Genomic DNA, 23,064 nt, shown 5'->3' on the forward strand with positions numbered 1-23,064 from the left:
ACCACGTCTGTGGCCTAACATTGACCGCGTGGAAAGCGTTTTCGGGCTCCAGGGTCGCCCCCGGACAGACACAGCCGGGGTTCCGAGGATCGGCCTGATCGGCGTCAACGGCTACGGCCGGACTCACGTTCGGGGCACGGCGCTGCTCGAACAGGCGGGCCGTGCGGAGCTCGCGGCCTACGCCGACGTGTCCCCCGACGCCGGCCAGGTCATCGCGGAGGCGTTCGGCCGGACCGTTCCCGGCTACGGCTCCGCACTCGAGCTGTTGCGGCAAGCCAAGGTTGACATCGCGGTCATCAGCACGCCGATCCACCTGCACGCACAGATGATCGAGCAAGCCCTGACCCATGGCGCGTCCGTCCTGGTGGAGAAGCCGCCCGTCGTCACGGTGCAGGACTTCGACCGCCTGCTCGCGCTGCAGCAGCAGAAGGGCCTGCACGTCCAGGTCGGCTTCCAGACCGCCGGCTCGCCCGCGGTGCTCGCGCTCGGCGACGCGATCCGCAGTGGTGCGCTCGGCGAGATCGAGCTGATCGGTGGCATCGCGTGCTGGCAGCGCTCCGACTCGTACTACAACCGCTCGGGCTGGGCCGGAAAGCTCGTACAGCAAGGGCTTCCGGTGCTCGACGGCACGCTGACCAACCCGCTGGCGCACGCGCTGATGAACTGCCTGCTGGTCGCCGGCGACGACGTGACCAAGCCCGCGGTGCCCGCGACCGTCCAGGCCGAGCTGTATCGATGCCGTTCGACGATCGAGGGCGACGACACGTCCAGCGTGCGGATCATGACGCAGGGCGGCCGCACGATCGTGCTCGCGACGACACTGTGCGCGCGGGAGCAGACCTCGCCGGCCATCTTCGCGAAAGGCTCACTCGGTTCCGCGACGGCGTACTACACCGAGGGCCGGCTCGAGTCCTCCGTCATCCCTGAGCTGAACGAGCCCGTCGAGCGCGACCGGCTGCTGGGCAACCTGGTCGACGTCGTACGCGGCGACGCCACGCGGCTGGGCTGCCCGCTCGAACTGACCGAGAGCTACGTGCGTTCGCTCAACGGCATGTACGAGTCCGCGGGCCGGCCGCTGGAGATTCCCGCCGGGCATCTGGTGGAGAGCAACCAGGACGTCGACCGGCTGGTCTACCTGCGCGACATCGAACGGGCCATCGATACCGCGGCGTGGCAGGGAAAGCTCTTCTCCGAGCTGAGTTCTGGGACGGGAATCGCGGATTGGGCGCGGCCGAGCCGTCCGTTCGACTTGAATGGCTACCGGCGATTCGACCTCTTCCGGCAGCCCTCGGAGAACGTGTGAGCAGTAGTAGTGAGGTGGGTCCGGGCGGCCGTGGGCCGCGAGAGCCGGGCAATCAGAGCATCGACCGGCGTGCGCTGGTGGACCGGCATGCCGTCATACGTACGACCGCCGATCCGCTCGAGCCGCTGTCGGTCGGTAACGGCGAGTTCGCGTTCACCGTCGACGTGACCGGGCTGCAGAGTCTGGAAGCGTTCCATTCCGAGGGCATGCCGCTGCACACGCAGGCCCAGTGGGCGTGGCACTCCGCGCCGAACCCCGAGGGGTACTCCCTGGAGGACTCCTACGCCGACGCGACGACAGCCGACGGGCGTTCGGTGCGGTACCTCACGACCGGCGACCCGAACCAGTCCGGCCGGCACGAGCAGGCTGCCGCCTGGCTGCGGGAGAACCCGCATCGCATCGACCTCGGGCGGATCGGGTTCATCCGCGCCGACGGGTCCCGGCTGGACGCCGGCGGGCTGACCGGCGTCCAGCAGCGGCTCGACCTGTGGCACGGCCGGATCGACAGCCGGTTCGTCCTCTCCGGTACGCCCGTACGGGTGACGACCGCCTGCCACCCGGCCGACTCGCTGCTCGCGGTCCGGATCTCGTCCGAGCTGCTCGCATCCAAGGCACTGGCCGTCGAGATCCGCTTCCCGTACGCCAGCGGCGACTGGGTGGAGTGCTGCGACTGGAACTCTCCCGAACGGCACTTCACCGGCGTCCGTCCCGCGTCCGACCAGCGCACGGACCTGCGCCGCATGCTCGACGCCGACGTCCACCACGTCGCGCTCGCCTGGTCGCCCGGAGCGGCGCTGGACCAGGTGGGACCGCACGCGTTCATCCTGCACACCCGCGGATCCGGTGAGCTCGAGCTGGTCGCCCGGTTCGGGCCGGGGCCCGCAGAGTCCGAGCTGCCGTCGGCGGGTGCGACGTTCGAAGCGGCCGCGCGGCACTGGGCGGACTTCTGGTCGACGGGTGGTGCGCTGGAGCTCGGTGGCAGTGATCCGCGAGCGGCCGAGCTGGAGCGGCGCGTCGTCCTGTCGCAGTACCTCACCGCCGTCAACTGCGCCGGCTCGACCCCGCCGGCCGAGACCGGCCTGGTCACCAACAGCTGGCGCGGCAAGTTCCACCTCGAGATGCACTGGTGGCACGCGGCGCACTTCGCGTTGTGGGGCCGGGCGCCGCTGCTCGAGCGCAGCCTGCCCTGGTACGAGCGGATCCTGCCGCGGGCCAGGGACTATGCCACGCGGCAGGGCTACCGGGGTGCCCGCTGGCCGAAGCAGATCGGACCGGAGGGCCGGGAGAGCCCGAGCGACGTCGGCGCGTTCCTGATCTGGCAGCAGCCCCACCCGATCTACTACGCCGAGCTGCTGCGGCGGGCCGGGTCGGACGCCGGCTCCGGCGAGCGGTACGCGCCGCTGGTGTTCGAGACCGCGGAGTTCATGGCGTCGTACGCCGTGTTCGGTGGCCGCCGGTTCAGCCTCGGCCCGCCGCTCACGTCGGCGCAGGAGAAGGCGTTCCGGAAACGGGCGAAGTCGCTCAACCCGGCGTTCGAGCTGGCGTACTGGGCCTGGGGCCTGCGGACCGCGCAGTGCTGGCGCGAGCGGCTCGGGTTGGAACGGGTGCCGCACTGGGACGACGTGGCGCGCCGGCTGGCGCCGCTGCCCGTGCGGGACGGCCGCTACGTCGAGCTGGAGCACCCGCAGACCCGGCCGGAAGGCCATCCGACCATGGTCGGAGCACTCGGCTTCGTACCGGACATCGGCGTGGTCTCGCACGATGTGATGCGCGAGACGCTGCGGTACGTCCTGTCGTCCTGGGAGCTCGGCGACACCTGGGGCTGGGACTATCCCCTGCTGGCGATGACGGCCGCCCGCCTCGACGAGCCCGCCTTGGCCGTGGACGCGTTGCTGCTGGAATCACCGAAGAACGGCTATCTGGCCAACGGGCACAACTTCCAGAAGCTGCCGCAGCTGCCGCTCTACCTGCCCGGCAACGGCGGCCTGCTGTTCGCGACCGCGATGATGGCCGCGGGGTGGGACGGCGCACCGGACCGCCACGCGCCCGGCTTCCCGGCCGGCTGGGACGTCGCCTTCGAAGGCCTCACGCCCGCTCCGTAGACCCTGTCCGGCACGGTGCAGACGGCCGCACAGACGGTGCACGGGCCTGGCGCGGAAATAGCGCGCGCTTAACCCTCCCCGAACCTGGTTCCGCTTGAATTGTTTCAGCGGCCAGGGGCGTGGCTGCCAGATCCATCGGCACATCCCACGGCATATCCCACGCCAACGAGGAGCGCGCCCGGCATGAGCTCTGAGCCCCCTGTCTCGACAATCACGCACAGAGCCACCCGCAACTCCTACCGTCCCCGCCGCAGGGCCACGTTGCGTGGTCGCGCCGCTCGGGTGTGGGCGGTCATCCTGCTCGCGATGGTGGTCGTCCCCCTCGGCATGAGTATCGCGGCCGGCCCGAACCGGACCGAGGGGATGGTCGCCGAGCTGTCCCTGGCCGCCGGGCTGGTCGCCGCTTCGCTGATGGTGGCGGCGTTCGCGCTGCCGTCGCGCGTGCGGACGTTCACCGCTCAGCTCGGCATCGAGACCGTCCTGCGGGTGCATCGTGCGATCGCCGTGCTCGCGGTCGTCTTCGTACTCGGTCACATCCTGCTGGTCGTCGCGTCCGATCCCAAAGGGCTCGCGATCCTCGACCTGCGGAACGCGCCGCCCAGGGTCTGGGCCGCGACCACGGCGACCGTCGCCCTGCTGCTGATCGTCCTGCTCGCGGCCACCCGGCGGCGCCGAAAACCGAGGTACGAAGGCTGGCGGCTGGCCCACATCTGCCTGGCGTTCGCGATGCTGGCCGGCACCGCGCTGCACATCCTCTGGCTGCAGAACATGGTCGACCGGCTCGCCACCCGGATCTGGTTCACGATGCTGCTCACCTCCGCTCTCGCGGTCATCGGCTACCGCTGGGTCTGGCGTTCGCTGCGCTCCAGGCTTCGGCCGTACGTCGTGGGCGAGGTGCGGATCTACTCCCCCACGTCGGCCGGGCTGGTCCTGCGGGCGCACCGGCACTCCGGCATGACGTTTCGGGCCGGGCAGTTCTTCTGGCTGAAGTTCAGCGGCTCGCCGTACACGTTCGAGGAGCACCCGTTCACCGCCGCGTCGTCGGCCAACGACCCGGCCCGCAAGGAGTTCATCATCAAGGAGTCCGGCGACTTCACCGAGCTGCTGGCGGCGATGCGGCCGGGCCGGCGGATCTACATCGACGGCCCGCACGGCTCGTTCACGATGGACGGGCTGCGTACGCCGAGCCTGGTGTTCATCGCCGGCGGTGTCGGGCTCACTCCGATGCTCAGCATGCTGCGTACGCTCGCCAGCGATCGCGACCCGCGGCCGATCCTGCTCGTCACCGCGGCTCGTACCGTCGACGACCTGCTGTGCCGGGGAGAGTTACGGCTGCTGCAGCGCCGGCTCCGGCTGTGGATGGTCGAGGTGCTGTCGAAGCCGCCTGACCTGTGGCCGGGTGAAACCGGGCGAGTCGACGCCGAGCTGCTCGGGCGCTATCTCTTCCCGCAGTATTCGGGCATTCCCGTCCCGTTGCTGAAGTCGGACTTCTTTCTCTGCGGTCCTCCCGCGATGGTCGGCGGCGTCCTGGACGCCTTGAACAAGTTGGGAATTCCAGAAGAGCGTGTACATACGGAGCTTTTCGATACTGTCTAGGTTCGTGGGCCGACTCAACCGCAGACGGGCATGGACGTTCTACTTCTTCATCTTCCTCGTCGTCACAGCTGCGATTGTCGTGGTTTCGTACATCCGTTACGTGTTATGGACGTGAGCGCGGGCCCAGGAACAGTCACAGGAACAGTCACAGGCGCGAGCAGCTTGACACCCACTCCGCGAACGCTGTGCAGATAGCGCGGCGAACCCGCGGATTCGCCAAGTTTTCTGCGTAATCCGGACAAGTGGACATTGACGGTCTTGTCGGAGCCGCCGTAGGTCTCGCACCAGATCTCGGTGAGCAGGCGCTGCCTCGACACGACCTCGCCCGGCCGGCGCGCGAGGTAGAGCAGCAGCTCGAACTCCAGCCTGGTCAGCTCGAGCAGGCTGCCGTCCAGCGTCGCCACCCTCGCGCGGGCGTCGATGTGGAGACCGCCCACGACCGTGGGCGGATGCGGCTGCTGGTCGCTGGCCCGGCGCAGCACCGCGCGAATGTGGGCGTCGAGGTAGTCGGCACCGAACGGCCTGACGAGGTAGTCGTCGGCGCCGGCGTCGAGCAGGCGGACGATCTCGGGCTCCGCGTCCCTTGTACCGACGACGATCGTCGGAGTGTGGAGCATCTTCAGGACACCCACGGTGTCCAGGTCGTCGACGAGATGGAGCAGGACCAGGTCGGGGTGGTCCTGGAGGACGGCACGCAGCGCCGCCACCGCGTCCGGGACGCCGAGGACGACATGCCCTCGGTGTGTAAGGGCGCGTACCGAAGCGGTACGGCTTTCGACGTCCTCCTCCACCAGAAGCAGAAGCGACACAGGATTCGACGACCACCTCGGGTGGGGCGTTCCGCGCATCGCGGTTTCGCCTTAGCCGGAAGGCATTTCTTTACTTTCTTGACTACTTTCCCGGCTCGCGCCGACCGCGCGCTGGTAACGATTGACCAGTTTGCCCAACTCGTCCACGAGCTCGGGCGCGTCCACGATCTCGAAGTCGGCGTCGAGCATGCCGAGGTAGAGCGCGAGCAGTTGGGGATGGTCCGAGCCGGGCTCGAACGCGCAGCGGTCGTCGGCCAGCGGCTCGACGTCGACGGGGATCGGTATCCGGGCGCGGACGTGATCGGCCGGCGCGTGCACGATCACCTTTGCCCGATATCGCCAGGTTGCCTCCCCCACCCCCCGCGTCACGTTGTCGACGACCTCGCGGTCGGGTGGCAGCTCGCGAGGTGTGAAACGTGGCCCGTTCGGCGGCTTGGGCTCGATGCGGTCGACCCGGAACGTCCGCCAGTCGTCTCTGCCGAGGTCCCAGGCGACGAGGTACCAGCGCCTGCCGTCGTGGACCAGGCGGTACGGCTCCACCTCGCGGCGGCTCTCGGCGCCCGCGTGGGTCCGATAGCCGAACCGCAGTCGCTCATGGTCGCGGCAGGCGCCGGCGATCGTGGTGAGTACGTCGGGGTCGACCTGGCTGCGCCGGGGCGTCTGCAGGAGGTAGTTCTGGAACGCGCCGACCCGGTGCCGCAGCCGGGACGGAAGGACCTGCTGCAGCTTGGCGAGCGCCCGCAGCGAGGTCTCCTCGATGCCGGCGATCGATCCGCTCGCGGCCGTCCGCAGCCCGATCGCGACGGCGACGGCCTCGTCGTCGTCGAGCAGGAGCGGCGGCAGCGAGCCGCCCTGGCCGAGGCGGTAGCCGCCTGCCACGCCAGGTCGCGCGTCGACCGGGTAGCCGAGGCCGCGCAGCCGGTCGACGTCGTTGCGGATGGTGCGGGTGGTGACGTTCAGGCGTTCCGCGAGCTCGGCGCTGGTCCAGTCGCGCCGGGCCTGGAACAGCGACAGCAGGCGAAGCAGCCGGGCCGAGGTTTCCCACATTCTTCGATTCTGCCCGACATTGCGGAAAGAATCTTTCCGCGATTGCTTCTAGCGTCGTAGTTGTCAACCCGACAGCCCTGCACAGGAGACCACACCATGAGCGACGCGATCCGCCCGTTCCGCATCGAGATCCCGCAGTCCGAGCTCGACTACCTGCACGACCGGCTGGGCTCCGCACGCTGGCCCGGCGAGCTGCCCGGCGTCGGCCGGAGCCGGGGCATGCCGCTGGACAGCCTGAAGTCGCTCGCGGAGTACTGGCGGACGGGGTACGACTGGCGCGCCCAGGAGACCCGGCTGAACGAGTACCCACAGTTCGTCACCGAGATCGACGGGCAGCGCATCCACTTCCAGCACGTCCGATCGGACCGCGCCGATGCGAAGCCGCTGCTGATCACGCACGGCTATCCGAGCTCGGTCGCGGAGTTCCTGCAGCTGATCGGCCCGCTGGTCGCGCCGGAGGACGAGGGTGCGCAGGCGTTCCACGTCGTCGCGCCGTCGCTGCCTGGCTACGCGTTCTCGACTCCGCTGAGCGGCACGGGCTGGACGATGGGGCGTACCGCCCGGGCGTGGATCGAGCTGATGAGCCGGCTCGGCTACTCGCGCTACGGCGTCCACGGCGGTGACGTGGGCGCGGGGGTCTCCGGCGCGGTGGCGGGCCTGGACGGCTCGCACGTCCTCGGCGTACACGTGGTGACCGAGCCGCTGACCGCCGCGGCCACGGCGACGTTCATCCCCGGCATGGCCGACGGGCTCGACGCTTCGGACCCGGTGGACAAGCTGATCCTGGAACGGATGGACGACTTCCGCCGGGACGGCTCCGGCTACCTGGCCATCCAGAACACCCGGCCCCAGACCATCGGCTACGGCCTGGTCGACTCGCCACTGCTGCAGCTCGCCTGGATCGCCGAGAAGTTCGCGGACTGGACCGACCTCCCGACCGACCGCGACCAGCTGCTGACCAACGTCAGCCTGTACTGGTTCACCGGAGCTGGCGCGTGGGCGGCGCACACGCTGTACGAGCAGGCGCACTCGTCCGACTGGGGCGCGCAGCCGGCCGTCCCGCAGGGCATCGCCGTCTTCGGCGCCGACGAGACGGTCCGCAAGCTCGTCCCCGCCCCACCGGACGCCCACTGGTCGGAGTTCGAGCGTGGCAAGCACTTCCCGGCGATGGAGGCACCTGCCGAGCTCGCGTCGGACCTGCGCGCGTTCTTCGGGCCACTGACCTGACACGGCACCGCCTGAGGGCGCGTGAGCCGGCGGCTCAGCGGGTGCGAGGCCGTCGGCTCAGGACTGGCGCAGCGTGGGCATGCCGAGCATGACGCCGGCCGGTTCGGCCGGCTGGGGCTTGCCCTGGCGAGCTTCCCAGAGGTCGCCGGCGCGGGTGGGGCGTACCGCCAACACCTGGCCGTCGGCGACGAGGTGGTGTGGCGCGGCGTAGGTGACCTCGACCTCCACGAAGTCGCCCGGCCGGAGGACGACGTCCTCGCTCGGCTTGGCGAAGTGGACGAGCCGGTTGTCGCGGGCGCGGCCGGTGAGCCGGGCGGTCGCGGCGTCCTTGCGGCCCTCGCCCTCGGCGACGAGCAGCTCGACCTGGCGACCCACCTGTGCCTGGTTCTCCTCCCAGGCGATCTTCTCCACCAGGTCGACGAGCCGCTCGTAGCGCTCCTGTACGACGGCCTTCGGCACCTGGTCGTCCATGTCGGCGGCCGGCGTGCCGGGCCGCTTGGAGTACTGGAACGTGAACGCGCCGGAGAACCGCGCCTCCCGCACCACGTGCAGGGTCTCCTCGAAGTCCGCCTCGGTCTCGCCCGGGAAGCCCACGATGATGTCGGTCGTGATCGCCGCGTCGGGCATGGCGGCCCGCACATTCGACACGATGTCGAGGTAGCGCGCCTGCCGGTACGACCGCCGCATCGTACGCAGGACGGCGTCGGACCCCGACTGCAGCGGCATGTGCAGCTGCGGCATGACGTTCGGCGTCTCGGCCATCGCCGCGATCACGTCGTCGGTGAAGTCGCGCGGATGCGGCGAGGTGAAACGCACCCGCTCCAGGCCGTCGATCTCGCCGCAGGCCCGCAGCAGCTTCCCGAACGCGAACCGGTCGCCGAACTCCACGCCGTAGGCGTTGACGTTCTGGCCCAGCAGCGTCACCTCGACGACGCCCTCGGCCACCAGCGCCTGGGCCTCCGCCAGCACGTCGCCCGGCCGCCGGTCCTTCTCCCGGCCGCGCAGCGCCGGCACGATGCAGAACGTGCAGGTGTTGTTGCACCCGACGCTGACCGCCACCCACGCGGCGTACGGCGACTCCCGGCGAGACGGCAGCGTCGACGGGAACGTCTCGAGGTAGTCCTTGATCTCGACCTGCGCCTCGCCCAGCACGCGCGACCGCTCCAGCAGCGCCGGCAGCGAGCCGACGTTGTGCGTGCCGAAGACCACGTCGACCCACGGCGCCCGCCGGACGATCTCGCCCTTGTCCTTCTGCGCCAGGCACCCGCCGACCGCGATCTGCATCCCGGGCCGGCCGGCCTTCTTCGGCGCCAGGTGGCCGAGGTTGCCGTAGAGCTTGTTGTCGGCGTTCTCGCGCACAGCGCAGGTGTTGAGCACCACCACGTCGGCCGGCTCACCCTCCGGCGCGCGAACGTAACCCGCGTCCTCCAGCAGCCCGGAGAGCCGCTCGGAGTCGTGGACGTTCATCTGGCACCCGAAGGTCCTGACCTCATACGACCGTGTCATAACCCACCAAGCGTACGGCTAGGAAACCCTGGCCGACGAAGCGCTCCAGGTGTTGCACGACTTCGGGCTCTCCGACTTGAAGCCGCCCTTCGACCACGGACCGTGGTTCTTCCGGCTGCCGTGGTCACGTCGCTCGCCGTACTCGTCGCCGTAGTGGTCGACGAGGTACATCCACTGGTAGCGGGCCTCGCCCGTGATGGGGTACGACGGCTGGTTCGCGCCGTCGAACACCCCGGCGAAGCAGGACGCCTGCAGCTCCAGCCGCCGCGACAGCTCGAGCTGTGCGTTGTAGTCGCTGGTCTGGTCCCACATCTGGTTGTACGCCGGCCCGATCCCGGTGAGCCACTGCACGTGGTGGCCGTACTCGTGCGAGCTCTGGAACGTGGTGAACATCCGGGCGTAGACCTTCTGGTACTGCTCGGGGAACTTGTTGTACTGGTTTACGTCGTCGTCCCACTTCATGTAGATGGTCTCGTTGGTGCCGCAGTAGAACGCGCGGACGTAGTCACCGCACGGCGTCTCGACCGAGCCGGTCCACATGATGATCTCGGGCGCCCGGAACTGGTAGCCCGCCCGCTTCACCACTGGCGCCCAGGCCCGGTTCAGGCAGCCGAAGATGTGGTTGTAGTAGGCCTGGACGTTCGACTGGCTGGACGGCGGCGTGCCCGCCTCGCGGCAGCCGACCGAGCGCATGGAGCCCGCGGAGTAGAGCTTGTTCTGCTTCAGCACAGTCGTCGGCGGCGGGCCCTTCGGCTTGGGCGGCGTCGTCTCGGTCTCCTCCGGCTCCGGCGTGTCCTCTTCCTCCGGAGTCGACTCCTCGGGCGAAGGCGACCACGGCGTCGAGGTGTACGAGGAGTAGGTCGGTGAGACGTACGGCGTCGGCGTGTAGGTCGACTCGATCGAGGTGTAGTCGTCGTCCGAGCCACCGGACAGCGCCGCCACGACACCGATCAGGGCGGCGAGCACGAACCCGCCACCAAGGAGCACGACCAGCACGATCACCGCGCCGTTGCTGCCCCTCCGACGCGGCGGTGGTCCCCACGGGCTGCCGGGACGACCCGGACCGCCGGGTCCACCGGGGCCGCCCGGCCCGCCTGGCCCACCCGGTCCACCGGGCGGCGGAGAGCCCCAGCCGCCGCCACCGAACCCACCGCCCTGCGGCGGCCCACCGGGTCCGCCCGGCGGCCGCGGCACGAACCCGCCCTGCTGCTGTGGATACGGCTGCTGTTGCGGATATTGCGGTTGCTGAGGCTGCTGCGGCTGCTGGTATGGCCCCGGCTGCTGCCCGCCGGGTTGCGGTCCCCACTGACCGGACATCGTCTCTCCCTCCAAACGTCCTGGCGGACTAGCGCGAGAACAGCGCGCCGGTCAGGCTGATCGTGAGATTCTTCAGGGAGTCCGGGAGATCCTGCAGGTGCCAGTTCTCCGGGCCCCGGTACCACGAGAACCCCTCGTCAGGGAGGTCGTCGGTGTCGGTGGCCACCAGTGCGTCGATCCAGCGGTCGGCACCGCCGAGCACGACGGCGTACGGCAGCGCGCGCGAGCACAGCTCCTCGTGCCGGTCGTGCGGCAGCTGGCTGTCGATGTCGAGCTCGAGCAGCTCGCCACGCAGCGACGCGATCTGCCCGACGACCCGGCCGGCCTCCGGCGACTTGGCCGGCATGTACGCGCCGAGCAGCGTGAGCGCGGCGCCCAGCGCCACGACGGCCAGGCCGAGCAGTCCCCACGTGGTGAGGAACGCCAGCAGCAGCGTGAGCACCACGCCGCCGCCCACGAGCGCGAGCCCGATCGTCGACCACTTCGAACGCGACCGGTCCGGCCGCTCGGCGAACCAGCCGTGCTTGACCACCTCGTCGTAGAGGGCGTCCTGGATCGCGCCGAGCTGGGCGCGTACCTTCGGCCCGAGCTCGGAGACCTTGACCTCCTCGCCCTCACCGAAGACACCGGCGAGCAGGCTTTGCTCGTACGGCTGCAGCGGGTCGGGCTCGCGGCCGGTGCGGGTCAGCAGCCAGTCGGCGCGGGCGAACTCGCCCGTACGCGACAGCTCGGTGATCGTCAGGTGCCCGCGTACGGCCAGGTCGAGGATGCTCGAAGTGACGTCTACCGGGTCGACTCGCTCGTCGATCAGCGTGCCGATCTCACCTGGGCGCAGCGCCTGTGGCGGGTCGAACGAGACGTGGTCGTGCGAACGGCTGAACAGCGAGGCCGGCACCACGCGACCCGGATCGGTCGCATCGCGGCCGCGGCGGAGGTAGAGGAGATAGAGGACGACGCCGCCGAGCACGAGCACGGCGGCCGTCACGCCCAGGTGCACCGGGTCGGCGAGGAACGCACGCCGGATCGACTTGCGGTAGTCCACGATCGTGCTCGCCTGCACCTCGCCCGGTGCGAAGCCGGCGATCACGGTCATGGTCTGGCCGGCGGCGAGGTTGCGCTGCTGGAAGAACGGAGTCCCCTCGGTTGCCTGGGACAGCGTGCACGGCGAGGAACCGCCGAGCGGGCCGGCGTTGCAGCGGATGTACGAAGGCGCCGGGCTGCTGAGGTTGACCACGGCTTCCTTCACGCCGCCCAGGCCGTGCAGCGGGGTGAGGCGGAACTCGGTGCCTGTTGAGGTCTCGGTGACCGCGCCCTTGGCGGAGTACTCGAACTTGACGGTGTCGCCCTTGCCGGCGTCGTCGACGCGGATGGTCGTGACATCGCCCTCGGTGCTGACCTGCGGGGTGGCCTGCTTGTCGTTGACGGAGGCGGTCACGTCACTGAGCTCTATGACGTGGTCGATGTCGTCCTGGAAATGCAGCCGCGTGACGATCTCGGTGTAGAACCCGCCATCCGCGGAATTGCTTGGCTTCCAGGTCTCGGAAACCTTCACGATCCCATTGCGTTCGACCCGGACAACACTTTCGAACGAGTCGGCCTTCGGAAGTTCGGTGGCCGCCTGCGCGCTGGCTACAGTAGGCCCGAACACCGCCAACCCGGCAAGCAGAACGAGCATCACCAACCGGGTGACAACGCCGTGAACGCCCACAGAACGCGCGGACGTTCCCGCGGTGAGCGCGGCGCGGCACGCAGAATACGAGGGGCTTAGATGGCTGGACATCAATTCGGTCCTCCCGCTGGACAATTTCCGCAAGCGGAACAATATCCACCGGGCGCTCCGCCACCGCAACCTACCGGCTACCCCGGTGCGTATCCGCAGGCCGGCCCCACTATGCCAGGACCCCAGGGACCGTTTCAGCCCCGTCCACAAGGCTCCTACCCTGGCCCGCCGCAGGGTCTGCCGCCAGGTCCTCCACAGGGTCCGCCGTACGGTCCGCCGCCTGGACCACCGCAGGGACCGCCGGGCTGGCCACCGCGCGGACCAGGTGGGCCGGGCGGCCCAGGTGGCCTGGGTGGGCCTGGCCCCGGCTTCGGCTGGGGCCCGAACTTCGGCGGCCCGCCGCCGCCTCGCAGGCGCAACACCGGGCTGATCGTCCTCATCGTGCTGCTCGCGGTCGCCGCGCCGATCGGGCTGTTCGCGATCGCGCTGGCGGCCAGTGGCGGCGACGAGGACGACATCGCCGACCCGGCGCCCACCTGGTCCCGGCCGACGATCCCCGCCGTACCCACCTACACCAGCGAGCCGCTGCCCACGCAGACCGAGGTCCCCAGCGACGACCCGACGCCCGGGCCGACCAACACGTCCGACCCGCAGCAGCAGAAGAACGGCGTCGACTACGAGCAGGTGGCGGAGGCCAACAAGCTCTACCAGTCCGGGCCGATCCAGTCGGTCTCGTGCCGCGAGTCCGGCACGGCTCCGGCCAGCAAGGACGCGATCCGTACGTACTACGCCACGGTCGCCAACTGCCTGCGCCGCGGCTGGCCGGCGCCGATGACCAAGGCCGGGGTGAGCTTCCACCCGCCGACGATCCTGATGTGGACCGGCTCGATCGACACGCCCTGCGGTTTCGTCAACGGCTCGGTTTCCTTCTACTGCCCGCCGAACGAGACCATCTATATGGAGTGGTCCGGCGACGTGAAGCAGTACACCGCCGAGAGCTCCAACGAGGCGCGGGCGTACGCCCGGATGGGCGCGACCCACACCGTCGTCCACGAGTACGGCCACCACATCCAGAATCTCGTCGGCATCATGCGGGCCTACTCCGAGCTGAGATACGAAGCCGCGTCGCAGGACAAGCAGCTCGAGCTGTCCCGGCGGGTCGAACTGCAGGCCAGCTGCCTCGGCGACGCGTTCCTCGGGGCCAATCAGTCGTCGTACCCCATCTCGGGGATCAACCGCGAGACCTGGCTCTATCTCGTCGAGCACTCCGGCGACAACTACAACCCCGAGGGCGTCCGCGACCACGGCGACAAGCAGAGCCACGCGTTCTGGGCGAAACGCGGATTCCAGGCCGAGAGCCCGAACGTCTGCAACACCTTCACAGCGTCGCCGGAACAGGTGTACTGAGACAGGTAGCACGCCGCAGCGGTTCGGACACGGGTTGTCCGGTTCGATGGTGACGGTCCGTCGCCTTGGCCTGACGTGAGCTTTGCTGGCTATGGTTGGGCGGACCGTTCTCGCGCGCCGCGTCTCGGCTGCCGCGCGCGACGCGTATCCGAGGGGTTGACATGGCAGGTCATCAATGGGGCCCTCCGCCGGGCCCGGACCCGTATGGGGAACCATCCGGGCCGGCAGGCGTGCCAGACCAGCCTCAGTACGGGTCCGGCTCCAATCAATCCGGCCAGGGTGGGCGGCAGTGGCCGGCCCGCCCTTCCGAGTCCGGCGGGTGGGTGCCGGGCAGGCCGGCGCAGCCGCAACCACAACAGCCTCAGCAGCCGCAGCCCTGGCAGCCCCAACCTCAGCCGCAACAGCCGCAGCAGTACCCGCGGCAACCGCAGCCTCAGCAACCACAGCAGCCACAGCCCCAGCAGCCGCAACCTCACCAGCAGCCGCCGCGCCAGCCGCAGCAGTATCCGGACCAGCCGCAGCCCGGCCCCTATCAGCAGCAGCAGCCGCCTGGCGGCGGGCAGCAGGCGTACCCAGGTCAGCAGCAGTATCCGGGTCAGCAGTACCCGCCTCCGGGTCCGGCGCAGCGGGGGTATCCCGGCGAGCAGCCGTACCCCGGGCAGCAGCCCTATCCCGGACAGCAGCCCTACCCCGCGTACCCAGGCCAGCAACCGCCCGGGCAGCAGCCACCCGGCTGGGGTTACGACGACGACGATGACGACGACTGGGGCTCGCCGCCCAAGCGCAAGCGTGGAGCCGGCCCGATCGTCGTGTTCGTGGTCGTCGGCGCGCTCGTCCTGTCCGGCGTGGGCGGGCTCGGTTGGTACTTCCTGCGCCAGGGCAACTCCACGCTGGCCGATCCGCTGACCTCGACGTCGGCGACCAACTCCGCCACCCCGCAGACGAAGCCGAGCAGCGCGCAGTCGGCCTCGCCGAGCCCGTCTCCGACGACGACCGACTCGCCGTTGCCCACCGGGAAGACGCGGGAGCAGATCCTCAAGGAGAACAAGCTCTACACCGCCGGGACGCTGGCCTCGGTGTCGTGTCAGGAGTCGGACTCGATGCCGTCGAACCGGGCGGGCGTCGAGAAGTACTACAAGAGCATCATCGCCTGCCTCAACAGGTCCTGGCCGTCGCTGGTCGAGAAGGCGGGCTACGAGTTCCGCGCGCCGAAGCTGGTGCTGTGGTCCGGCTCGGTCGACACGCCGTGCGGCGACTACGTACGCGCGTTCTACTGCCCGACCAACGAGACCATCTACATGAAGTGGGACGACGACGTAAACCAGTACAACAAATATCCGGAGCAGTACCAGAAGGTCTACGCCCGGATGTTCGCCAGCTTCCAGACCGCGCACGAGTACGGCCACCACGTGCAGAACCTCGTCGGCATCTTCGACGCCTACGCTACGGATCGGCAGAACGCCGGCAGCAACGACGCCGAGCTCGAGCTCAGCCGCCGGCTGGAGCTGCAGGCCTCCTGCTTCGGCAGCGTGTTCTGGGGCGCCAACCAGCCGACCTACCCGATCACCGGCGAAGCGCGCAGACAGTGGATGTTCCTGGTCGACCACTACGGCGACGAATACGGCGGCGGCATCCGCGACCACGGCGGCCGGGTCAACCACGGCACCTGGTCCAAAGCCGGCTTCCGCACCGAAAGCCCCGGCTCCTGCAACACCTGGGCCGCCAGCCCCACCAAGGTCAGCTGACCACCAGCCAAGCCCGCAGCCAGCGGATACTGTGCCTCCACGACCACTACGGCGACGAATACGGCGGCGGCATCCGCGACCACGGCGGCCGGGTCAACCACGGCACCTGGTCCAAAGCCGGCTTCCGCACCGAAAGCCCCGGCTCCTGCAACACCTGGGCCGCCAGCCCCGCCAAGGTCAGCTGACCACCAGCCAAGGTCAGCTGACCACCAGCCAAGCCCGCCACTGGCTCGACCCCCACTCACCACCGCCCGACCGCACCCGGCGATCGGCCGGGCCGGTAGGCAGCCGACACGCCCAGATATAGCGTCAGCGCCGTCCGGCCGGGAAGGCCTGTCCTGTTCCTGCCAGCGAAAACACACCAGCCGCTCGCCAATCCGCGACCAGACCGTTACCATCCGCGTTTGTCATGAGTTGTTACACGGCTGCGCTCGCGTCTCGGGCCAACTCACTGTAACTTCCCCTGTCATGACGCAGACGAGCGAGCAGCCGGCAGACCTGCCGGCAACGGGTGGCAACCGCCCGCTGGTGGTCGTTGATCAGGTGAACAAGTACTTCGGCGAGCTGCACGTCCTGCAAGACATCAACCTCGCCATCGACCCCGGTGAGGTCGTCGTCGTGATCGGCCCGTCCGGCAGTGGCAAGTCCACCCTGTGCCGGGCGATCAACCGGTTGGAGCCGATCAACTCGGGTCAGATCCTCCTCGACGGGCAGCCGCTGCCGGCCGAGGGCAAGGCCCTCGCCCAGCTGCGCGCCGACGTCGGGATGGTCTTCCAGTCGTTCAACTTGTTCCAGCACAAGACCGTGCTCGACAACGTCACGCTCGGCCCGATCAAGGTCCGCAAGGTCCCGAAGGCCGAGGCCGAGGAGAAGGCCACCCGCCTGCTCGACCGCGTGGGCGTGGCCAACCAGGCGGAGAAGTACCCCGCCCAGCTGTCCGGCGGCCAGCAGCAGCGCGTGGCGATCGCCCGGGCGCTGGCCATGGAGCCCAAGGTCATGCTGTTCGACGAGCCGACGTCCGCGCTCGACCCCGAAATGGTCAAGGAAGTCCTTGACGTCATGATCGACTTGGCGCAAGGTGGCATGACCATGGTGGTCGTCACGCACGAGATGGGTTTCGCCCGCAACGCCGCCAACCGGGTGGTGTTCATGGCCGATGGCCAGATCATCGAGGAGCGGGCGCCGGAAGAGTTCTTCAACAACCCTCAGTCCGAACGGGCGAAGGACTTCCTTTCAAAGATTCTCAAGCACTGACGCCAAGGGGGTGGCGACGTAGATAGAGACGGACACGGGGATCGAGCGCCGTAAATGTGTACGCGCGCTGCGCCGCGCCCGTGAAATCTTTCTCGATCGCACCCTCATCCCGAGATACTTAGCCAACAACCAACACTGCTGCAGCAGCGACAAATCAGTGAGAAAGGGACGTCATGCGACTGAGAGGACTGCGGTTGCTGGCCGTTGGGGCCGTCGCCGCCCTCGCCATGACCGCTTGTGGAAGTGGCGGCGGGACCGTGACCGACGTGACGGTCGCGGAGAACCCGAAGTTCGCCGCCGGCTCGACGATGGAGAAGCTCAACCAGGCCGGCAAGGTCAAGATCGGCATCAAGTTCGACCAGCCCGGCATCGGCTACAAGAAGCCGGACGGCAGCTTCGACGGCTTCGACGTGGCGATGGCGCAGTACATCGCGGGCCAGCTCGGCATCGACCCGAAGAACATCCAGTTCATCGAGACGGTCTCCAAGAACCGCGAGCCCTTCCTGCAGAAGGGCACGGTCGACCTGGTGCTCGCCTCGTACTCCATCAACGACGAGCGCCGCGGCATCGTCGGCCAGGCCGGCCCTTACTTCGTCACCGGCCAGGGCCTGCTGGTCCGCAAGGACGACAACTCCATCACGGGCGGCCCGAGCCTCAAGGGCAAGAAGGTGTGCTCGGTCACCGGTTCGACGTCGCTCACGCAGGTCGAGGAGAAGTTCGGAGCCCAGCCGGCTCCGTTCGGCACGTACTCCGAGTGCGTGACGCAGCTGAAGAGCGGCTCGGTCCAGGCCGTGACCACGGACGAGGCGATCCTGCTCGGCTACGCCGCCGACGACCCCGACAAGCTCAAGGTCGTGGGTGAGCCGTTCAGCGAGGAGCGCTACGGCATCGGTTACAAGCACGGTGACACCGCCATGTGCACCTTCCTGAACAAGGCGATCACCCAGTCCGAGACCGACGGTTACTGGAAGAAGGCGTTCGACGAGACACTCGGCAAGGCCGGCGTGGACGCACCGTCGGCGCCGAAGCCGGACCCCTGCTCGTAAGGACCGCCGCTGCCCGGTGCGCACGTAACGCGTGCACCGGGCAGCGTTTGTTCGCTTGAGCCCTATTTGTGAGCTCTACCGAGGTTTGACTCCACTGACCCGAGGAGGCCGGTCCTGACGTGGACGTCCTGATCGACAATCTGCCCCGGCTGCTGAGCGGCTTCTGGCTGACCATTCAGCTGTTGGTGTTCTCAGCGCTGGGCGCGCTGGTTCTCGGCACGATCCTGGCCGCCATGCGGGTGTCACCCATTCCCGTGCTTCGCGCCGCGGGAACGAGCTATGTGACGATCTTCCGTAACACACCGTTGGTGATCCTCTTCATCGTCTCCGTCGCCGGACTGCCGTTCATCGGTGTCCAGATCAGCTTCCAGGCGCGTGCCACCGTGGCGTTGACGGTCTACACCGCCTCGTTCGTGTGCGAGGTGCTGCGTTCCGGCATCAACGCGGTCAACCCCGGGCAGGCCGAAGCGGCCCGAGCCATCGGGATGACGTTCGGCCAGACACTCGGCCTGATCGTGCTGCCGCAGGCGATCCGTTCCGTCCTGCCGCCGATGGCGAGCGTCATCATCGCGCTGGCCAAGAACACCGCGGTCGCGGAAGCATTCGGTGTCGTCGAGGCGACCTACTTCATCGACTACATCAACACCAAACACCCGAGCGCATTGGTGCCCGCGTTCATCGGCATCTCGCTCGGCTACGTCATTATCGTGTTCGTGATCTCCGGCATCTCGTCGTTGCTGGAGCGACGGCTGGCGGTGGTCCGATGAGTTCCGTACTTTTCGATGTTCCCGGTCCCGCCGCCCGGCGGCGCCACCTGATCGGCGGGATCATCGGTTCCCTCGTCCTGCTCGCACTGCTGGCCTACGCCGGCTGGCGGTTGTGGGGCAACGAGCAGATCACGCCCGACAAGTGGGAGTTCCTGGGCGACCCGGAGTGGCTCGTCGCGATCGGCATCGGCATCACGCAGACCTTGACGGCGGCCGGGATCGCGATCGTGCTGTCGGTCGTGTTCGGCCTGGTGTTCGCGATCGGCCGGATCTCCGACCGCGCGATCTTCCGCTGGCCGTCGATGGCGGTCGTCGAGTTCTTCCGCGCCGTGCCGCTGGTGCTGTTGATCCTGTTCATCTTCCTGGCGTTCGGCACCACCACGGAACGCCTCGGTGCCCTGGTCCTCGCGCTGATGCTCTACAACGGCTCGGTGCTGGCGGAGGTGTTCCGGGCCGGCCTGAACGCCGTGCCGCGCGGGCAGTCGGAGGCGGCGTACGCGCTCGGGCTGCGCAAGACCCAGGTGGTCCTGCTGATCCTGGCCCCGCAGGCGATCACGACCATGCTGCCGGCGATCATCAGCCAGTGCGTAGTCGCGCTGAAGGACACCGCGCTCGGCTACATCATCTCCACCGAGCAGCTGTCGTCGACGATCAAGCTGCTCTACGCCGACGAGGACAACCCGTTCGTGGCCGGCATTGTGGCCGCGGCGATCTACATCGCCATCAACTACGCGCTGTCCAAGCTCGCTCAGTGGCTCGAGTCGCGGCAGCGGCGCAAGGGCAAGGCGGTCGTCGATCTCAGCACGATCCACGTACCCGCGGGCGTCGGCATGGGCGCAGCGGGAGCGGGTGTCGTGGGCGCGGGCACCGACATGATCGACGGCGGCGGGACCTGACGCCTCTGCTCTCCGTACTCGCAGCATGGTGAACGTCATCGCCCGCACCATCCGCGGGCTGGAGTGGGTGGCGGCCGACGAGGTGCGTCAGCTGCTGCCCACCGCACGGAAGGTTCGGCTCGGCAACCGCGAGGTGGGCTTTGGCCTGCCGTCCGCGGCGCCTGAGCTCGCGGAGCTGTCCACCGTCGACGACGTGTTCCTGCGGGTCGGCCAGGTCGGCGACGTCGGCACGACCAAGGACGTACCCGACCAGCTGGCCGCGCGGCTGCGCACCCTCGACTGGAAGCCCGCGCTGGACTGGGTGCGGTCGATCCGCGGCTTGCCTGACCGGCCCCGGTTCGATGTGGTCGTGAGTCTGGACGGGCGGCGGCGGTTCAACCGGTACGCGCTGGAGGGCGCGGCGGGAGCCAGCCTGGCGCGCCGGATCGGTGGTTCGTTCGCCGAACGCGACCCGGTGCACGGGGTGGACGGGCCGGTCGACCTGACGGTCCGGCTGTTCGTGAACGGCCCGGTGGCGGTGGCGGCGCTCAGGCTCGCCGAGCGGCCGATGCACCGGCGGGCGTACAAGCTCTCCACCGGACCGGGGACGCTGCACCCGCCGCTGGCCGCGGCGCTGGGCCGGCTGGTCAGCCCGCGCGCGGGCAGCGTGGTGGCCGACCCGTTCTGCGGTGACGGAACGATCCTCGTGGAGCTGGGACGCGCCGGCGGCGGGCTTCGGCTGCTGGGAGCGGATCTCGACGACGAGCGGCTGGCCAACGCGCGCGCGAACGCGGACCGGGCCGGCCTGGACGCTCCTAGGGTGAACGCCGCTGGGCCCGGCGCCGGTGTGACGTTCCTGCGAGCCGATGCCGGGCGGCTGCCGTTCCGCGCCGGCTCGATCGACGCGGTGGTCACCAACCCGCCGTGGGAGCTCGCCGTCGAGCGGGGTGGCAGCCTGGCCCGCTCCCCCGGCCGTTTCCTGGCGGAGCTCGCGACCATACTCTCTCCCGCCGGCGTCGCCTGCCTGATCGTCGACGCCGACCTCGACCTGCCGGACCAGGTGGAACGGGCGGGCTACATCACCGCGCTCGACCACCGGATCCGGATCGCCGGCCGGGTCTCGCGGATCCTGCTCTGCGCACCCGGTGACCGCCCGAGGCCTACGCTGCCGGCCGACCTGGCCGACTGGCTCCGCCGGGCGCCCGATCTCTAGACGATCTGTTCCAAGGGGTCGCCTGACGCGCGACGCCTGGCATCCACGCCGGCTGCGTTGTCGTCGATCGCCGGAGGCCCCTCCTGGCTCCTCCTCCGCCTTGCCAGCGCGGCGCCATCCGCCGCGCGCTTGACCGGCGACCCCTTGGAACAGATCGTCTAGGGTCCGAGCCGCATACCCATGGATCGGCCCTGTTTGTACCACTCGTTCCCCGTGTAGCCGGCGGGGAACAACGATCCCCACACCAGCAGCTCACGCCCGGTCCATACCGCCACCGCATCCTGCTCGCCGGACGTGTACGGCGCCCGGGCGAGCTGGGTCCAGCGGTTTCGCCCGGCGTCCCACGCCGTCACCTGCCCGAGCTGGACACCGGTCGGCACCAGGGCACCGACGATGGTGACGTACGCGTCGCCCGTCCAGATCGTCATCCGTGTGGCGCCGCCCAGCGGTGCCGGAGCCGTCCGGCGCCAGCGACCCGTGCCCGGGTCCAGGGCGTAACCCGGCGGCTCCACCGGGTCTGAGCCGCCCACGGCGCCGGCAGGCTGGTACGTCACCAGCGCGGGCATGACCAGCTCGGTGCCGGTCCAGGCCCACTCGCCGGCCATGCCGGGTGGCACGTCACCGGTGAACGCGGGCCGCTCCCATCGGGCGCGAGCAGCGTCGAACTCGAAGACGTCCGTGCGGTATCTGTACGGTTCCTGCCCGGGACCCGCGTCGATGTACCAGTTGGCCCACACGTACAACCGGCCTCCGGCCCAGACCGGAGTGGTGCCGTCCAGCACCCAGTCCGATTCGAGCGGCAGGGCAGGGAGCTTCCGCCAGCTGTTCCGGTCCGGATCGTACGCGGCGATCCCGCCGGAACGGCCTCCGCTGACGATCACCATCTCCTGGCCCGTCCACACCGCCCGGGCGTCGATGTTCTTGCCGAGTGGCGCGGGCGGAAGCTTCCGCCAGGCCCTGGCCCGCGGATTGTAGGCGGCACCGTCGGCGAAGCCGTCCGTGCTCTCCTCTCCGGGTTCCTGGATGCTGTCGTCGCTGCCCCAGAGCAGCCACTCCCGTCCCGTCCACGCCGACGCCGGGTGCAGCCGCGGGCTCAGCGGAGCGGGCGGCAGCTTCTCCCACCGCCGGGTCCTGGGATCGTACGAAGCACCGTCGGACCGCAGGAGGGGCTGCCAGGATCCGGGTTCGGCCCGGCTGTCGTGGGTCGCTCCTCCCCACACCAGCAACTGGCTGCCGGTCCAGGTGGCCGACGCTCCGGAACGCGCCGGGACCGGTGCCTCGGGCAGCGCAGACCATCGCCCGTGGGCGAGGACGGCGATGCTCTTGGCGGCCTTCGTCGACTCCGCCGGCTCGGGACTGCCGGCGTTGCGGCGGCTGACCATCGTGGGAACCACCAGCGCGAGAACGATCATCGCGGCCACGCACCCGACGGCTACGGCCCGCCGGCGCCGGCGCCTGTGGTGGATCCGCTGGAGCAGCCGGCCCACTGGATCGCGGAACTCCGCTCCGGGGGCCTCCGCGACTCGCGTCAGGAGCGCCTTGACATTCTCGTACTCACCCATGGCGCGCCCTTTCGCCGTCGGCGGAGGGTTCGGCGGGCAGCAGGCCGGCCGAACGTAGCGTCGCCAGGGCGCGGCTCGCCCGGCTCTTCACCGTTCCTACCGAACAGCCCAACAGCTCCGCGATCTCGGCCTCGGTCCGATCCTCGTAGTAGCGCAGGACCAGCACGGCTCGCTGCGCGATCGGCAACGAGCGCAGCGCGCGGCGAACGGCGTCGGTCAGGTCGAGGTCGGCTGCCTGGTCCGGCGTCGGCGGCTCCGGCAGCGGGAAGGTCGGCGCCTCTCCGCTCCATCTGCGCCTCCGCCAGCGAGTCGCCAGCCGGACCATGACCTTGCGCGTGTACGCCTCGGCGTTCGCGGGATCGGCGAGGTTCCGCCAGGAGCCGTACGTGCGCATGAGCGACGTCTGCACCAGGTCCTCGGCATGCCCGAGATCGCCCGTCAGCAGGTACGCCGAGCGCACCAGGCTGCCGTAGCGCGCGGCCACGAAGTCGCCGAACGCCCGCTCCGCCTCGCCGGCCATTCCCCACCCCCTTCGAAAGGAGTAGAGCACCTGGACCGAACCGAAGGT

Annotated in this window: 18 protein-coding genes; 11 read left to right on the plus strand and 7 right to left on the minus strand. The window is 69.4% G+C overall.

All coding sequences use genetic code 11. From position 1 onward, the window contains the following. The first annotated feature begins 28 nt into the window (after positions 1 to 28). The 3 genes from ACYVF6_RS23280 to ACYVF6_RS23290 all read left to right on the plus strand — a co-directional run bounded on the left by ACYVF6_RS23280 (position 29) and on the right by ACYVF6_RS23290 (position 5,001). A complete protein-coding gene (locus ACYVF6_RS23280) occupies positions 29 to 1,303 on the plus strand; it encodes a Gfo/Idh/MocA family protein (protein ID WP_460524606.1) in 1,275 nt (424 codons plus the stop codon). Continuing rightward, a complete protein-coding gene (locus tag ACYVF6_RS23285; protein ID WP_460524607.1) occupies positions 1,300 to 3,405 on the plus strand; it encodes a hypothetical protein in 2,106 nt (701 codons plus the stop codon). The genes ACYVF6_RS23280 and ACYVF6_RS23285 overlap by 4 nt, the downstream gene beginning before the upstream one ends. A gap of 183 nt (positions 3,406 to 3,588) precedes the next feature. After that, entirely contained in the window at positions 3,589 to 5,001 is a 1,413-nt protein-coding gene (locus ACYVF6_RS23290; RefSeq protein ID WP_460524608.1) for a ferredoxin reductase family protein, read from the plus strand. Positions 5,002 to 5,063: 62 nt separating this feature from the next. Here the strand turns inward: ACYVF6_RS23290 and ACYVF6_RS23295 are convergent, their stop codons facing one another. Together ACYVF6_RS23295 and ACYVF6_RS23300 are read right to left on the minus strand one after the other, a co-directional pair. Beyond that, positions 5,064 to 5,810, minus strand: a complete 747-nt coding sequence (locus tag ACYVF6_RS23295) for a response regulator transcription factor (RefSeq protein ID WP_460524609.1) — start codon at positions 5,808 to 5,810, stop codon at positions 5,064 to 5,066. A gap of 51 nt (positions 5,811 to 5,861) precedes the next feature. Continuing rightward, a complete protein-coding gene (locus tag ACYVF6_RS23300) occupies positions 5,862 to 6,857 on the minus strand; it encodes a helix-turn-helix transcriptional regulator (protein WP_460524610.1) in 996 nt (331 codons plus the stop codon). Positions 6,858 to 6,953: 96 nt separating this feature from the next. Here ACYVF6_RS23300 and ACYVF6_RS23305 point away from each other — a divergent pair, with 96 nt between their 5' ends. Continuing rightward, entirely contained in the window at positions 6,954 to 8,084 is a 1,131-nt protein-coding gene (locus tag ACYVF6_RS23305; RefSeq protein ID WP_460524611.1) for an epoxide hydrolase family protein, read from the plus strand. 57 nt (positions 8,085 to 8,141) lie between these two features. On the opposite strand, the gene miaB is transcribed toward ACYVF6_RS23305, so the two are convergent. Genes miaB through ACYVF6_RS23320 form a run of 3 tightly spaced genes read right to left on the minus strand, consistent with a single transcriptional unit; the run spans position 8,142 to position 12,582 of the window. After that, complete coding sequence (miaB, locus tag ACYVF6_RS23310; protein WP_460524612.1) at positions 8,142 to 9,590, minus strand: tRNA (N6-isopentenyl adenosine(37)-C2)-methylthiotransferase MiaB; 1,449 nt, start codon at positions 9,588 to 9,590, stop codon at positions 8,142 to 8,144. An 18-nt stretch (positions 9,591 to 9,608) separates the two neighbouring features. After that, entirely contained in the window at positions 9,609 to 10,907 is a 1,299-nt protein-coding gene (locus ACYVF6_RS23315) for a neutral zinc metallopeptidase (protein WP_460524613.1), read from the minus strand. A gap of 28 nt (positions 10,908 to 10,935) precedes the next feature. Then, entirely contained in the window at positions 10,936 to 12,582 is a 1,647-nt protein-coding gene (locus ACYVF6_RS23320) for a DUF2207 domain-containing protein (protein ID WP_460524614.1), read from the minus strand. Positions 12,583 to 13,068: 486 nt separating this feature from the next. Here ACYVF6_RS23320 and ACYVF6_RS23325 point away from each other — a divergent pair, with 486 nt between their 5' ends. The 7 genes from ACYVF6_RS23325 to ACYVF6_RS23355 all read left to right on the plus strand — a co-directional run bounded on the left by ACYVF6_RS23325 (position 13,069) and on the right by ACYVF6_RS23355 (position 20,934). Further along, on the plus strand, positions 13,069 to 14,034 hold the full coding sequence (locus ACYVF6_RS23325; RefSeq protein ID WP_460524615.1) for a neutral zinc metallopeptidase: 966 nt from the start codon (positions 13,069 to 13,071) through the stop codon (positions 14,032 to 14,034). A 230-nt stretch (positions 14,035 to 14,264) separates the two neighbouring features. Continuing rightward, complete coding sequence (locus tag ACYVF6_RS23330; RefSeq protein ID WP_460524616.1) at positions 14,265 to 15,779, plus strand: neutral zinc metallopeptidase; 1,515 nt, start codon at positions 14,265 to 14,267, stop codon at positions 15,777 to 15,779. Positions 15,780 to 16,247: 468 nt separating this feature from the next. Continuing rightward, complete coding sequence (locus ACYVF6_RS23335; RefSeq protein WP_460524617.1) at positions 16,248 to 17,033, plus strand: amino acid ABC transporter ATP-binding protein; 786 nt, start codon at positions 16,248 to 16,250, stop codon at positions 17,031 to 17,033. Positions 17,034 to 17,206: 173 nt separating this feature from the next. After that, the gene (locus tag ACYVF6_RS23340; protein ID WP_460524618.1) at positions 17,207 to 18,079 is read left to right on the plus strand and encodes a glutamate ABC transporter substrate-binding protein; all 873 of its coding nucleotides are present in this window, start codon (positions 17,207 to 17,209) and stop codon (positions 18,077 to 18,079) included. A gap of 119 nt (positions 18,080 to 18,198) precedes the next feature. Next, complete coding sequence (locus ACYVF6_RS23345; RefSeq protein WP_460524619.1) at positions 18,199 to 18,846, plus strand: amino acid ABC transporter permease; 648 nt, start codon at positions 18,199 to 18,201, stop codon at positions 18,844 to 18,846. Continuing rightward, complete coding sequence (locus tag ACYVF6_RS23350; RefSeq protein WP_460524620.1) at positions 18,843 to 19,742, plus strand: amino acid ABC transporter permease; 900 nt, start codon at positions 18,843 to 18,845, stop codon at positions 19,740 to 19,742. Before ACYVF6_RS23345 ends, ACYVF6_RS23350 begins: the two co-directional genes overlap by 4 nt. A 25-nt stretch (positions 19,743 to 19,767) precedes the next feature. Next, a complete protein-coding gene (locus ACYVF6_RS23355) occupies positions 19,768 to 20,934 on the plus strand; it encodes a methyltransferase domain-containing protein (RefSeq protein WP_460524621.1) in 1,167 nt (388 codons plus the stop codon). 158 nt (positions 20,935 to 21,092) lie between these two features. Here the strand turns inward: ACYVF6_RS23355 and ACYVF6_RS23360 are convergent, their stop codons facing one another. Next, positions 21,093 to 22,496 carry a Kelch repeat-containing protein gene (locus ACYVF6_RS23360; protein WP_460524622.1) on the minus strand — a complete coding sequence of 468 codons (1,404 nt, stop codon included), beginning with the start codon at positions 22,494 to 22,496 and terminating at the stop codon, positions 21,093 to 21,095. After that, positions 22,489 to 23,016: a SigE family RNA polymerase sigma factor gene (locus ACYVF6_RS23365; RefSeq protein WP_460524623.1), complete on the minus strand. Its 528-nt coding sequence runs from the start codon at positions 23,014 to 23,016 to the stop codon at positions 22,489 to 22,491. The genes ACYVF6_RS23360 and ACYVF6_RS23365 overlap by 8 nt, the downstream gene beginning before the upstream one ends. Positions 23,017 to 23,064 lie beyond the last annotated feature (48 nt).

The organism is Flindersiella endophytica (genome assembly GCF_054779015.1).

Excerpts from the sequence above, each read along its gene's own strand:
- ACYVF6_RS23305 (WP_460524611.1), top strand. The coding sequence starts at position 6,954 with ATGAGCGACGCGATCCGCCCGTTCCGCATCGAGATCCCGCAGTCCGAG.
- ACYVF6_RS23335 (WP_460524617.1), top strand. The coding sequence starts at position 16,248 with ATGACGCAGACGAGCGAGCAGCCGGCAGACCTGCCGGCAACGGGTGGC.
- miaB (WP_460524612.1), bottom strand. The coding sequence starts at position 9,590 with ATGACACGGTCGTATGAGGTCAGGACCTTCGGGTGCCAGATGAACGTC.
- ACYVF6_RS23355 (WP_460524621.1), top strand. The coding sequence starts at position 19,768 with ATGGTGAACGTCATCGCCCGCACCATCCGCGGGCTGGAGTGGGTGGCG.
- ACYVF6_RS23290 (WP_460524608.1), top strand. The coding sequence starts at position 3,589 with ATGAGCTCTGAGCCCCCTGTCTCGACAATCACGCACAGAGCCACCCGC.
- ACYVF6_RS23315 (WP_460524613.1), bottom strand. The coding sequence starts at position 10,907 with ATGTCCGGTCAGTGGGGACCGCAACCCGGCGGGCAGCAGCCGGGGCCA.
- ACYVF6_RS23365 (WP_460524623.1), bottom strand. The coding sequence starts at position 23,016 with ATGGCCGGCGAGGCGGAGCGGGCGTTCGGCGACTTCGTGGCCGCGCGC.
- ACYVF6_RS23350 (WP_460524620.1), top strand. The coding sequence starts at position 18,843 with ATGAGTTCCGTACTTTTCGATGTTCCCGGTCCCGCCGCCCGGCGGCGC.
- ACYVF6_RS23360 (WP_460524622.1), bottom strand. The coding sequence starts at position 22,496 with ATGGGTGAGTACGAGAATGTCAAGGCGCTCCTGACGCGAGTCGCGGAG.
- ACYVF6_RS23320 (WP_460524614.1), bottom strand. The coding sequence starts at position 12,582 with ATGCTCGTTCTGCTTGCCGGGTTGGCGGTGTTCGGGCCTACTGTAGCC.
- ACYVF6_RS23300 (WP_460524610.1), bottom strand. The coding sequence starts at position 6,857 with ATGTGGGAAACCTCGGCCCGGCTGCTTCGCCTGCTGTCGCTGTTCCAG.
- ACYVF6_RS23340 (WP_460524618.1), top strand. The coding sequence starts at position 17,207 with ATGCGACTGAGAGGACTGCGGTTGCTGGCCGTTGGGGCCGTCGCCGCC.